Origin of the sequence: Roseomonas sp. KE2513 (genome assembly GCF_016107305.1) — a bacterium.
GTDB lineage: Bacteria > Pseudomonadota > Alphaproteobacteria > Acetobacterales > Acetobacteraceae > Roseomonas.
In genome coordinates, this window is sequence record NZ_RCVR01000016.1 from 1 (window position 1) to 12,185 (window position 12,185).

Annotated in this window: 11 protein-coding genes; 2 read left to right on the forward strand and 9 right to left on the reverse strand. The window is 68.0% G+C overall.

The window, feature by feature from the left end; translation table 11 throughout:
* From D9599_RS16665 to D9599_RS16685, 5 genes are all read right to left on the reverse strand, one after another.
* A partial coding sequence (locus D9599_RS16665) for a PAS domain S-box protein (RefSeq protein ID WP_198382411.1) occupies window positions 1-2,182 on the reverse strand: 2,182 nt, incomplete at its 3' end.
* Window positions 2,172-2,369: a type II toxin-antitoxin system ParD family antitoxin gene (locus D9599_RS16670; RefSeq protein WP_198382412.1), complete on the reverse strand. Its 198-nt coding sequence runs from the start codon at window positions 2,367-2,369 to the stop codon at window positions 2,172-2,174. The genes D9599_RS16670 and D9599_RS16665, both read right to left, overlap by 11 nt.
* Window positions 2,370-2,494: 125 nt before the next feature.
* Window positions 2,495-3,487: an NAD(P)-dependent oxidoreductase gene (locus D9599_RS16675; RefSeq protein WP_198382413.1), complete on the reverse strand. Its 993-nt coding sequence runs from the start codon at window positions 3,485-3,487 to the stop codon at window positions 2,495-2,497.
* Between the two features lie 16 nt (window positions 3,488-3,503).
* Window positions 3,504-5,360 (reverse strand): TRAP transporter large permease subunit, encoded by a 1,857-nt coding sequence (locus tag D9599_RS16680; protein WP_198382414.1) that lies wholly within the window; start codon window positions 5,358-5,360, stop codon window positions 3,504-3,506.
* 10 nt (window positions 5,361-5,370) lie between these two features.
* Window positions 5,371-6,396: a TRAP transporter substrate-binding protein gene (locus tag D9599_RS16685; protein WP_198382415.1), complete on the reverse strand. Its 1,026-nt coding sequence runs from the start codon at window positions 6,394-6,396 to the stop codon at window positions 5,371-5,373.
* A 125-nt stretch (window positions 6,397-6,521) separates the two neighbouring features.
* Between D9599_RS16685 and D9599_RS16690 the strand changes: the two genes are divergently transcribed.
* Both D9599_RS16690 and D9599_RS16695 read left to right on the forward strand, forming a co-directional pair.
* Window positions 6,522-7,262: a FadR/GntR family transcriptional regulator gene (locus D9599_RS16690; protein ID WP_198382416.1), complete on the forward strand. Its 741-nt coding sequence runs from the start codon at window positions 6,522-6,524 to the stop codon at window positions 7,260-7,262.
* A 237-nt stretch (window positions 7,263-7,499) separates the two neighbouring features.
* Window positions 7,500-7,736, forward strand: a complete 237-nt coding sequence (locus D9599_RS16695; RefSeq protein WP_198382417.1) for a hypothetical protein — start codon at window positions 7,500-7,502, stop codon at window positions 7,734-7,736.
* Window positions 7,737-7,799: 63 nt separating this feature from the next.
* Here D9599_RS16695 and D9599_RS16700 read toward each other — a convergent pair whose 3' ends face one another.
* From D9599_RS16700 to D9599_RS16715, 4 genes are all read right to left on the reverse strand, one after another.
* Complete coding sequence (locus D9599_RS16700; RefSeq protein WP_198382418.1) at window positions 7,800-10,142, reverse strand: bifunctional diguanylate cyclase/phosphodiesterase; 2,343 nt, start codon at window positions 10,140-10,142, stop codon at window positions 7,800-7,802.
* Window positions 10,143-10,207: 65 nt separating this feature from the next.
* Window positions 10,208-10,759, reverse strand: coding sequence for a molybdopterin-dependent oxidoreductase (locus tag D9599_RS16705; protein ID WP_198382419.1), 552 nt, complete (start codon window positions 10,757-10,759; stop codon window positions 10,208-10,210).
* Between the two features lie 36 nt (window positions 10,760-10,795).
* The gene (folE, locus tag D9599_RS16710) at window positions 10,796-11,467 is read right to left on the reverse strand and encodes a GTP cyclohydrolase I (RefSeq protein ID WP_198382420.1); all 672 of its coding nucleotides are present in this window, start codon (window positions 11,465-11,467) and stop codon (window positions 10,796-10,798) included.
* A gap of 79 nt (window positions 11,468-11,546) precedes the next feature.
* The gene (locus tag D9599_RS16715) at window positions 11,547-11,891 is read right to left on the reverse strand and encodes a 6-carboxytetrahydropterin synthase (protein WP_232480612.1); all 345 of its coding nucleotides are present in this window, start codon (window positions 11,889-11,891) and stop codon (window positions 11,547-11,549) included.
* Between the last annotated feature and the right edge of the window lie 294 nt (window positions 11,892-12,185).

Consider the following 12,185-nt stretch of genomic DNA (forward strand, 5'->3'; position numbering starts at 1 on the left):
GGCTGCGGATCGTGCCCTCCAGCACGCGGGAGCCGAAGCCCATCCTGCGCGGCGGGGAGCTGAGCGGCGGGCCGCCCACCTCGGTCCAGCGGAGCCGCAGCATCACGCCGGAGGGCATCTCTTCCACCGTCCAGGTCACGGAGACATGGCCCGCCTCGGACGACAGCGCGCCGTATTTCACGGCATTCGTGGCGAGTTCGTGGAGGGTCATGGCAAGGGGTTGGGCGGTATGGGCCGGCAGCATGACCGCGGGGCCGTCAAGCAGCGCGCGCTGCCCGGAACCGAGGAAGGGCGCCAGCTCGCCATCCAGCAGGGTGCGCAGGTCGGCGCCCGACCAGCGGTCGCGGGCGAGAAGCGTCTGCGCGCGGGCGAGGGCGGAGACGCGGCCCTCCATCACCGCGATGTACTCGGGCAGCGACGACGCCTTGGTCAGCCGCAGCGCCGCCTGCACGACGGCCAGGGCATTCTTGGCTCGATGGTCTACCTCGCGCGCCAGCAGGGCCTGCTGCTCCTCCGCTATCTTGCGCTCGGTGATGTCCCAGATGAGGCCGCTCATCTGCGGCTCGCCGGTCGCGTCGTCGCGCTCGGACGCCGCGCGCTCCTCAAGCCACGCCACCTTTCCATCGCGGGGCCGGATGATGCGGAACTCGCTGTGCCAGGTCGTCCCGCGCTCCCGCGCATCCTGGATGAGAGCCGAATGCCGCTCCGCGTCGTCGGGATGCAGCACGCCCAGCGCTTCGGCGCTGCTCGCGAAGGCTTTGCCCGCCGGTAGCCCGAAGACCTCCGCCACCGTATTCGAGAAGGTGACGCGGTCCTCCCTCGGGTTCCACCGCCACGCGGCCATGCGCGCCGCACGCATCGCGGCCTCCAGCTGCGCCTCGCTCTCGCGCAGGGCCGCCTCGGTTTCCGTCTGCTCCGTGACGTCCCGGGTGGTGCCGGCCACGGCCTCGACCGCACCGTCCTCGCCGATGACGGGCACGAGGAGGTAGTCATAGATCCGGCGCCCGAAGGTCCCGGCGAAGGGAACCTGCCCCCTGACCGGGGCCCGCGTCGCGATCACCTGCTCGATCTCGCGGTCGTGCATGGCGGCGTGCCACGGCTCGTAGCCGAGCTCGAGGCAGTTCCTGCCCACGGCCTCCTCCCAGGTCCGGCCCCACATCCTGAGCAGGCCCTCATTGGCGTAGATGAAGCGATGGTTGAGGTCCCAGACATAGGCGAGGTCGGGCGTGTTGGTCAGGATGGCCTCGTAGAGGCGGCGCTGGCGGTCGGCCGCCATCTGCCGGCGGCTCAGCTCCGCCTCTGCCTGCACGCGCTCCGACACGTCGGCGAAGACGCCGGCCATCCGCGCCGCCCGTCCGTCCGGGCCGATCACGGCGTCGCTGAGGCTCGCGACCGTGCGGACCGGCCCCTCCGGCAGCCGGACGCGGTACTCGGTCACGAGGCGCGAAAGCGAGTTCTCGGAGGATTGCGCCTCGGCGCGCACGCGCGCGCGGTCCTCCGGGTGGATGCGGTCGAACACCTGCCCCGCCTCGATGACCTCGCCGGGGGCAAAACCGAAGATCTCGCAGCTGCGGGCGTCAAGGACGACGGTGTTCGTCATCAGGTCCCACTCGAAGGTGCCGAGCCGGGCGGCCGCGAGCGCGGCGTCCCGCCGCTCCTCGCTCCGGCGCAGCGCCTCGTCGCGGGCCTCGCGAAGGGATCGCGCGGCCTGCACCCCCTCCGTCGTCTCGGTCGCCGCGCAGTAGAAACCCCTGACCTCCCCCGCCTCGTCCCGTAAGGGCGTCCAGGAGAAGGTGAACCAGCTCATCGGCCGGCCGGAGCGGCCGACGAGCGCGACCGGCTGGTCGACGAAATGCTGGGCTTCCCCGGCCATCGTGGCGGCCACCACGGGCGCGTACTCGTCCCAGACCTCGGCGAAGAGTTCGGCATAGGGCTTGCCCAGGCCGTCCGGGTGCTTGGTGCCGAGGATCGGGATGTAGCCGTCGTTGTAGAGGGAGACGAGTTCCGGACCCCAGGCGATGTAGGCGGGCTGGCGCGAGGCGATCATCAGATCAACGATGCTGCGCAGGCTCGCGGGCCAGCTCTCGAGAGGGCCGAGGGACGTCCGCGACCAGTCATGCGCGGCGATCTGCCGCCCCAGCTCCCCGGGAGGGAAGGAGCGGTACGAGGCCTCACCGCGCACGTGCCGAAGCCTGCTCGCCAACCGACTCCGGCTTCTGCGAGGAGCCTTCGCTCCCGCTCCGCTCCATCAGGCGCAGCGCGGCGCGCGCCACCTTGCTGGCGCCGCGACGCCCGGAGGCGACGCAGGCATCGGCGTAGGAATCGAACTCCGGCGTGAGAAGAACGTTGCGGGTTTTGCGGTTCGGCACGGCGCCGAAGGAAGCTTTCGCCCTCGGCCCTGTCAATCTCCGCCACAGCGCAAGACCGTGATCGGCGGGAACGCGCGCGCCGGTGCCGCCTGCCGCCTCCGCAAGAGCCCTCGCGGCCCCGGGCCTCAGGACCCGCGGCGGCTAGGCCGGCGAGACCAGGCTTCCGCGTTCACGGCGCCGGGCGGGACCTCGCCCGAGAGAATGGCACGGACCTGCGCGACGGTGTCGAAGGCCTGGGCCTGGATGGCCGGCGGGGTGAGGCCGCCGATGTGGGGCGTCGCGATCACGTTCGGCAGCCGCGCGAGATCCGGCGAGGGCATCTGGTCCGTGGCGCGGCCGACATCCATGGCGGCGCCGGCGATCCGCTCCTCCGTCAGCGCCGCGGCGAGCGCCGCCTCGTCCACCAGGTTGCCGCGGGAGAGATTGATGAACACGGCATCCCGCTTCATCCGCGCGAGGGCGGCGGCATCAATCAGGTTCTCGGTGGCCTCGGTCGCGACCGCCAGGCAGACGACGTAATCGGCGTCGGCCATCAGCGCCTCGAACCCGACCTGCCGGACCCCCGGCGCTTCGATCGTCACGTTCGGATCGGCGACCAGCACCTTCATGCCGAGCTGCACGGCGATCGCCGCGAGGCGGCGGCCGATGGCGCCGTAGCCGATGATGCCGATGCGGCTGCCCTGAAGCTGCCGCCCCATCCGCACGTCCGGCATGCGGCCGGCTTGGTAGTCGCGGGTGGCGCGGGAGATGCCGCGCGAGAGATCGACCAGGAAGCCGAGCGCCAGCTCGGTCACGGAGGCGACGAAACCAGGACCGGCGCGCGTCACCAGTACGCCGGCCTTGCTCGCGGCCGCGGTGTCGATGTTGCGGATATCGACGGCGCAGCGGAGGAAGGCGCGAAGATCCGGCAGGCCTTCGAAAACCTCCGCAGGGCCGGTGGTCAGCCGGTCCGCGATGATCAGGTCAGCGCCCTGCGCGAGGCCGATAAGCCCCGCCGGCGTAAGGGCCTCCTCCTCCTCGTGAAGGATCACCTCGGCAATAGCCCGTAGGTCGGCGAGGGCGCGCGGGCCGTAATACTGCTCGCGCGTGCGCGGCGTGTGCGTCAGGAGCACCCTCATCGCTGCGTCCCCTTTCTCAGTAGCCAAGCAGGCGTGGCAGGCCCGTGCTGAGCACCGGGACGAAGGCGATCAGCAGCAGGCACAGGAAGATCAGCCCGAGATAACCCATGATCGGCTTTACCGTGCGCTCGATCGGCACATGCCCAATCAGGCAGGCGCCGTAGAGGCCGAGGCCGAGCGGCGGGGCGAAAAGCCCGATGCCCATGGAGATCACCAGCACCACGCCGAAATGTAGGGGATCGATGCCGAGCTGTCCCGCCACGGGAACGAGCAGCGGACCGAAAATGATGAGGGCGGCCGCGCCCTCCAGCACCGAGCCCATGATGATCAGGATGGCGATGGAGAGAAGCATAAAAAGCCAGGTGCCGCTCGACTGCGACAAACCGACCATGATTTCGCCGAGGGCGTGGGGCACCTGCTGCAGCGTCAGCACCCAGGCCAGCGCCTGGGCTGCCGCGACGATGAAGAGCACGAGGCCGGAGCGCGTGGCCGCATGGATGAAGCTCCGTACGAGCGCCCCCCAGCTCAGCTCCCCGAAGACCGCCGCGCCGACCACGATGGCGTAGAGCACGGCAAAGGCCGAAATCTCGGTGGCCGTGGCGAAGCCGCTCTTGAAGCCGATGAAGATCATGGCGATCAGTCCGAAGGACACGATCGCGCCGACCCACATCCGGCGCAGCGCCCCGTCCGGGATGATGTCGGCCGCGATGGCCGCCTTCGTACCGAAGAGGACGGACACGCCGATGAGCGCGGCGGCCATGAGGGCGGAGGGGATGAGCCCCGCCATGAACAGCCCGCCGATCGAGAGATTGGCGACGAAGCCGAGGATGATGAGGTTGATGCAAGGCGGGATCGTCTCCGCCATCACCGCGGAGGCGGCGAGAAGGGCCACCGCCTGCCCGGGCTCCTGCTTCGAGCGCCGGGCCGCGGGAATCAGCACCGAGCCGACCGCCGCCACATCCGCCATCTTGGAGCCGGAGATGCCCGAGAAGAGCACCATCGAGAGCACCATGACGACGTTCAGCCCGCCGCGCATGCGCCCGACCAGGCGCTGGAGAAGCTCGATGAGGCGAACGGACATGCCGTTCGCCTCCATGAGGTAGCCGACCAGGATGAAGAAGGGGATGGCGAGCAGGACGAAGTTGTCGATGCCGCGCGCCATCTGCTGGGCGAAGATCACGCCGGGCAGGTAGCCGTCCACCCAGATGTAGATGAGCGCGGCGAGCGCGATCGAGAAGCCGATGGGCAGCCCGCCGAGGAGCGCCACGACGAAGCCGATGCCCATGAACCAGCCGGGCGCCGGCAGCGAGTCCGGTGCGGCCATGGCCCAGACCGCGAAGCCGGCCGCGATCACGGCGAGCACGGCCAGAGCTTCGGCGATCTCGCGGAGCGGCCGACGCCAAACGAGGCTGATGGCGAAGATCGTCATGAACAGGGCGCCGCCGCCCATGGGCAGGAAGGTCCATTCCAGCGGCAGGCCGGAGCCCGTCGTCTGTCCCGCCGTCAGCCAGCCGAGCATGAAGGCGTTGTAGGAGACGAAGCCCGAGATCACCGCCACGAGCACGGCGCCGACGGCATCGAAGCGCCGCCGCGCCGATGGACCGAGCTTCGCGACGAAGAACTCGACGCCCGGGTTCTCGCCGCGTGCCACCGCGCTCGCGGCACCGAAAAAGCTCGACCCTACCATCAGTCCGCGGGCCACGTCGTCCGACCACTCGACAGGGGCGCCGAAGAGCGAGCGCGCCAGGACCGAGCCGATAACGACGACGAGGTCCGCGGCCAGCAGAGTCGCCGCGACCGCGTCAGAGAGGGCGAGCAGGAGCCCCGTCATCGCCCGGCTCTGGCGGAGGGCGGGCGCGGCGGCAGCGTGCATCGAGACGTCCCTAGACCGAGATCGCGCGGATCTGCTCGATGACCGGCTTCGATTCCGGCCGGTTTCGCATGAACGCCTGCATCTGAGGCTCGACGCGCTTGCGGAAGGCCTCCCGGTCGCACTCGATGACCGTGACGCCCTTCTCGCGCAGGAGGCCGAGCGCCTCCTTCTCCACGGCGAGGCCGTGCGCGCGGGTTTCCACGGCCGCCTTCTGCGCGGCGTCAATGAAGCGTTCCCGCAGCGCCGGGTTCATGCGATTGTAGGCAATGTCGCTGAGATAGAGCGCCAAGGGCGAGAAGTTGTGCTGGGTCAGCGAGTAGAATTTTGAGGTCTCGAAGAACTTGCTGGCCACCATCGTCGGCGGGTCGTGCTCCAGCCCGTCGATCACGCCGGCCTGGAGCGCGGTGTAGATCTCCCCGAAGGCGAGCGGGGTGGCGGCGGCGCCCATCAGGCGCAGGCACTCCGTGATGACGGGGTTCGGCAGGGTGCGGATCTTCTGCCCGGCGAGATCCTCGGGCGTGTTCACGGCCCTCTTCGAGAGCACGCTGCGCGCGCCGAAGTTATAGGCCCAGGCGATGATGCGGATGCCCGCGCTGCGCTGCAGCGCCGCCTCGATCGGCCGGGCCGCACCGGCGTCGAAGGCCTTGGTCTGCTGCTCGAAGCTGGAGAAGAGATAGCCGAGGTCGAAGGTGCCCACGAGCGGCACGAGGTTTGCCGCGATGGAGGAGCCCGACACCATCATCTCGATCACGCCAAGCTTGACGGAGTTGATGACGTCGATCTCCTGGCCGAGCTGGTTGTCCGGGAAGAAGCTGACGTCGATCTGCTCCCCCAGCCCGTTCGCCCGGATTTGGCCGACCAGCTTGTCGTAGAAGACGCGGCCGTTGCCGAACTTCGGGTCGTTCGCCTGCGAGGAGGAAAGGCGCATCCGCAGCGCCGCGGCCTGGGCGCGGCCGATCATCGCCGGCGCGGCGAGGGACAGGGTACCTGCCGCGAGGGTTCCCTGGATGATGCGGCGACGATCGACGGGACGCATGGGTCTTCCTCCAGCCTGGCGGACGCTCTAGGCAGCCGCTCTCTTTGCAAATATTGTATGACCAGATTTTCGGCGGTGACAAGCTGCTGCTCCGGGGCAGGCGGACCCGTAAGGCGGAGGCAAGGGTGATCTTCGAGCGCTCGCAGGTTCTGCGAAACATTCAGGCTCAGGTGGCCGAGCAGATCGGCAAGAGCATCATTCGCGGGGATGTGGCGCCCGGTGAGCCCATCCCATCCGAGATGCGGCTTTGCGAGATGCTGAATGTCAGCCGTACGGTGGTGCGCGAGGCGATCCGCATGCTCAGCGGCAAGGGACTCGTGGAGTCACGCCCCAGGAGCGGCACCCGCGTGCGACCGCCCGAGCTGTGGAACCAGCTCGACCCGGACGTGCTGCGCTGGCAGTTCGACACCGCGGATCTCGCCACCTACCTCGTCAAGCTATTCCGCCTGCGGAGCGCGGTGGAACCCATGGCGGCGGCTTATGCCGCGGTATCCGGCACGGCGGAGGACATCGCCGCGATCCGTGCCGCCGCCGATGCCATGGCCGCGGCGGAGAGCAACAAGGCCTGGGTGGAGGCCGACATCGCCTTCCATCGGGCCATCCACATCGCGACGCGCAACGAGTTCTTCTGGCCCATCGCACAGATGTTCGGCGTCGTGCTCCGCCGGGCCTTCGACCTCGTCGCGCCGGGGGACCACCGGCCCCGCTCGATTAAGGAACACCGCCGGGTCATGGAGGCCATTGCGGCGCGCGACCCGGAGGCGGCGCGGGCCGCGATGGACGTGCTCATCGACCATGCCGCCGGTGACCTCAAGCGCATGTACGGCATCGACCCGCGGCGAGAGGGAGGGCGGCAGGAAGGATAAGGTGTAAAGGGCCGACCCCCCCACTGGGCTGAACGCTTGTCCTCGGCCAGGTGACCGGTTCCTCGGGCTTCGCGCGGCCGAATGCCCTTCCCAAAAACGGGGGGCCAGCTTGCCGTGCCTCGACCGGCCTGCGTTCGGAATAAGGCAAATCATCACAGGGCCGGCCTCAGGCCGCCACGATCGCGGCCGATAACACCGTCACCAGGCCCAATGATGCGGGCCGGGATGGAGAGTTCGGTGGAAAACACCTTTTCGAGCATTCAGACCTACGGCCGGTCCGGCGACCGCAAGCTGCTTGGCGTGGTCGGTATGGTGTCGTCCCTGGCCGTCGCGGTCGGCCTCTACGCCGTGGTGGGCTTCGCTCAACCAGTGACGGGTGGCGGTCAGCAGGTCCGCCCCACCTATTCCCAGGGCAGCGTAGCCGCCTCCCTCGTGCGCCCGCGCCCGGCCGCGAGCTTTCACGGGGAGGGTTGAGCCCCGTCCCGCGTCTGGCATGTCCCAGACGAGTGCCGGCGGTTGAGGAGCGGCTGACGGAGATCAGCCGATGGCAACCAACCTGGGCTGCCGCTCCTCGAACCAGGGCCCGAGCTTATCGACCGGCGCTGCCCGCCCGAAGAAATACCCCTGCGCTTCCGTGCAACCGGCCTCGCGGACCTGATCCAGCTGGGCGCTGCTCTCGACACCCTCGGCGGTCGCCGTCATCCCGAGCCTTACCGCCAACTGGGCAACGGAGCGCACGATCGCGAGGCAGTCCTCGCGCGTGGCCATGTCCCGCACGAAGGACTGGTCGATCTTGATCTTGTCGAATGGAAAGCTTCGCAGGTAGGTCAGCGACGAATACTTCGTGCCGAAGTCGTCGAGCGCCGTGCGTACACCCAGGGCACGCAGGCGGTGAAGTGTCCCGATCACCGCCTCACTGTCCTGCAGCAATGCCGATTCGGTGATCTCCAATTCAAGACGGGATGCCGCAAGCCCGGATTTGAGCAGCGCGTCGTGGATCAGTTCCGACAGATCGCTGCCCGTGAATTGCACCGGCGAGATGTTGACTGCGACCTTGGCGGGGATCGGGAAGGTAACGGCATCAGCGCAGGCCCGGCGCAGAACCCATTCGCCGAGCGACACGATTAGGCCGGTCTCCTCGGCGATGGGGATGAAGTCGGCCGGTGACACCATGCCGCGCACCGGGTGGCGCCAACGGAGCAGCGCCTCGAACCCACTGAGCTGCCCGCGCTGGAGATCAAAGAGGGGCTGGTAGTGCACCTCCATCTCCCCACGGTCCATGGCGCCGCGCAGATCGGTTTCCAGCTCCATCCGCGCCTGCAGGCCGGCAGCCATCGATTCCTCGAAGAGGCGGAAGGTCCCCCGCCCGGCTGCCTTGGCCTCGTAGAGCGCCATGTCAGCGTGCTTGAGGAGGGTGTCCCCATCGGGCGTGGACGGGGCTGCAACCGCGATGCCGACGCTTACCCCCACCGAGGCCTGGTACTTGGAAAGATCGAAGGGCATCGCCAGGGATTCGATGATGCGTCGGGCAAGCGCCTCGACCCTCTCCAGAAGAGCTCCCTTACCTTCGATCAGCACGGCGAACTCGTCGCCGCCCAGCCGTGCCACGAGGTCGCCGTCGCGCATGCATTCGCGGATTCGGCCAGCCGTCAGGCGCAGCAAGGCATCGCCGGCATGGTGGCCAAGCGTGTCGTTCACGTTCTTGAACTGGTCGAGGTCGAGGAAGAGCACCGCGACCTCGGTGCCGACGCGGTGAAGCGCCTCGTCGAGACGCGTCGTGAACTGGCGGCGGTTCGGAAGGCCGGTGAGGGCGTCATGGTTCGCGAGATGCCGGATCCTGGCCTCTGCCTGGCGACTCTCCGTCACATCCTCGTAGGTCGTGATCCAGCCGCCATCGGGGAGCGGCTGGTGCGAGATCGAGAGTGATCGGCCTTCCTCATCCTCCTGCACGAAGGTCGAGGCCTGCGATCGGGCGGCGAGCTCTTGGTGCTCAGTCCAGATGGACCCGCCGTCGCCTCCCTCGGCGTCGCCAAGCCCTGACCGGAGCTTCAGGAGCTCGGCCGCATGCACGCCCGGCCGCGCCGCCCCCGGCGCGAGGTGGAAGATCTCACTGAAGCGCCGGTTGCTGACGATGAGCCGGTGCTCCGCGTCGAACATGCCGAGTCCCTGCGACATGTTGTTCAGCGCCGCGTCGAATAGCTGGTTCTGCCGCCGCAGCTCGCTATCGCGCGCCCGCACATAGGCGTTTGAGCGGGCCAGCAGGCGGTTGCGCCAGAAGGTCGTTGCGGTCAGTGCCAGGCAGCAGGCGATGAGGCCGAGGAGGAGCCGCGAGAATACCCAGTGGAGTCGGTCGAGTTCCTGCGTGTCCCTTGCCGCGAGATCCGCGCCATGCGCATGGGCAACCGAGGAAAGCCGCGCCATCGGCCCGTTGATCTGCTGGAACTTGCCCATGAACTGGGCGATGACCGCCGGATCGTCCAGCGAGGCCAGCAGGGGGCGTGCGGTTTCCACCGCGACCTGAAGCTGATCGACCGCCCGGATCAGTTCGTCGTGCGAGCTGATGAAGGCGCCCGTCTCCCCGCTTCGCAGGGCGGAAACCCTGCTCTCGACGATCTCGAGCCAGGTCTCCAACTGGTCGTGCTCGATCTCGCCGCGGGTCAGTGTGAAGGCGGCGACGGCCGCTTGCAGCCTCGATACCTCCTGAGCCGCCTGCCCCGCCGTCCAGGCGATGTTGTAGCGGGAGAGCTTGCTCACCGCATCCTGCCTGGCAGAGATGAGGTAGGATGCGTAGACGGCGCCCGCGCCGAGAAGCAGCGCCGCGGCGACAGAGAGGATCTGTACGGCGCTACCGGCGCCTATGGCTGAAAACCGCCGGCGCACGGGATGCGCACCCTTGCGCGCGGCCAGCCCCCGCGTTCTTCCGAACCACGGGATGTTCCACCGGGTCACCGGACGACGAGCTGGGCGACCGACCAGGCCGAGCGGCTATAGTAGAGCCTGCTGCGGAGTTCCGGTTCAGAGTCGTAGGGATAGACGATGAAGAGCGGGCCCCTCTCGCTCACGCGCATCGGGGCGCCGTTCCGGCGCGTGGCCAGCAGCACGCCGAACCGTGCGAAATCGGCGATCGGGATGTCCGTCGAGTAATCGTTGAGCGCGATGGCCGTCAGTGTCTCGCCGCTCGCCCCGATCGCCTCCATCAGCGTCGCCATGGGAACGCCATCAAAGCGCACCGGCCCGTCGAACCAGGGGGTGTTGGTCGTGATGGTGGCCGAGCCCATGCTCTCGAGCATGGCCCGGTCGAAGACCGCCGCGTCGCCCGCGTTCGTCACGCGGATCTGACCCGAGACCTTCAGGATCGGCGATTGGCTGGGCCGCGCGAGCGACCTCTCCGATTGCCCCGCCGCGGATTGCGCCCGGGCGCGACCCGTCTTCGCCACGACCGCGCCCGTGCCGAGCGCAACCATAAGAGCACGCTTGCCGACCCGCAGATCCGTCACGCTGACATCCTTCCGCATCGAGGCCCTGGGTTGAACTCAGCGCGACGTCGTCTCGAGGGACGCGCACTCGCGCAGGAACTCGTCCTTCAGACCCGCTTCCTCCGAAAAAGCCCCGAAATAAGCGTTCGTTACCATGCGGCCACTTCCTGCGCGGACGCCGCGCTGCATGCGGCACATGTGCGACGCCGATATGCGGACCGCGAGGCCGCGGGGCGCGGTGTTCTGCCAAAGGAAGTCGCCGATCTGCTGCACAAGCTCCTCCTGGGTCTGGAGGCGCGTCGCGAAGTGGTCGACAACCCTGTCATATTTCGAGAGCCCGAGAACCTTTCCCGTCGCGGAGGGCAGAACACCGATGAAAGCCTCCCCCCGGATCGGCATGAGGTGATGCGCGCAGGTGGAGCGGACTTCGATCGGACCGGTCACAATCATGCCCTGGTAGACGAGCCGGTTCTCGAAATCCGTCAGCACCGGCGGAGGAACGCTGCGGCCGCGCAATAGTTCATTCACGAGCATCTTGGCCACTCGTCCGGGCGTGCCTCGCGTGTTCGGGTCGTTCCGGTGGTCGATCCGCAGGATCTCGAGGAGTTCCTCCAGCTTCTCGCTGGCGGTGCAGATCATCGCCTCTCGCTCATCCGAGGAGAGCGGAGCCTCGAGGGCTTCGTTGGCGGCGCTGGGGCGGGATTGCAGGCGGCGAAGTGCAACGCTCACTGCAGGTCAACTCCTGGATGGGGTGCCGCGGACGCAAGGTACGCGCGCGGTGCTCGGTCGTGAATGGAAGGGGAGACGATCAGCGCCTGTTGCGGAACACGACGCCCTCGCCGGCGCCCTCGAGCCCACGGCGCACCTCGACCCGGTCGATACCCGGGATCGCCTGGTCGAGGTGCCGGCAGAACCATCCGGCCACATTCTCCAGGGTGGGGATCTCCAGGCCTTCGATGTCGTTCAGATAGCTGTGGTCGACCTTCTTCCTCAGGGCGGAGATGACGGGCTCGACCTCGAGAAGGTCATGGGACCAGCCGAAGACCGGATGCGGCTCGCCGGTCAGGACAACCTTAACTTTGAAAGTGTGTCCGTGAAGCGGGGTGTCGGGGGTGGTTTTGTGCGCCGCCTCGAACGTGAACTCACTGAACATCTCGATCACGACCAATCCACCTCTGTCGATTTGGCGCGAGCCGCGTGTAACACTCGCACGCGCCCCGTGCCATCCAGCGGAGCTTACAACCGATCCGGTCTGGAATGCCAACGTTTCTTTCTTTATATCAGTACGATTTAAGAACGATTGCTTCCCCGCGATCCTTGGAATGCGGCAGCCGACTTTCCTTTGCTGGCCCCGTATTCGAGGTGGCCGGTTCCAAGGCTGTGATGCTGGGCGCGCGGCTCTGTGGAGCCGCTCTTGAAACGAGGTGGGAATTATCTTCTCTGGCGC

Coding starts and splice junctions, on each gene's coding strand:
- D9599_RS16685 (WP_198382415.1), bottom strand. CDS start 6,396: ATGCGTCCCGTCGATCGTCGCCGCATCATCCAGGGAACCCTCGCGGCA.
- D9599_RS16715 (WP_232480612.1), bottom strand. CDS start 11,891: ATGTTCAGTGAGTTCACGTTCGAGGCGGCGCACAAAACCACCCCCGAC.
- D9599_RS16680 (WP_198382414.1), bottom strand. CDS start 5,360: ATGCACGCTGCCGCCGCGCCCGCCCTCCGCCAGAGCCGGGCGATGACG.
- D9599_RS16675 (WP_198382413.1), bottom strand. CDS start 3,487: ATGAGGGTGCTCCTGACGCACACGCCGCGCACGCGCGAGCAGTATTAC.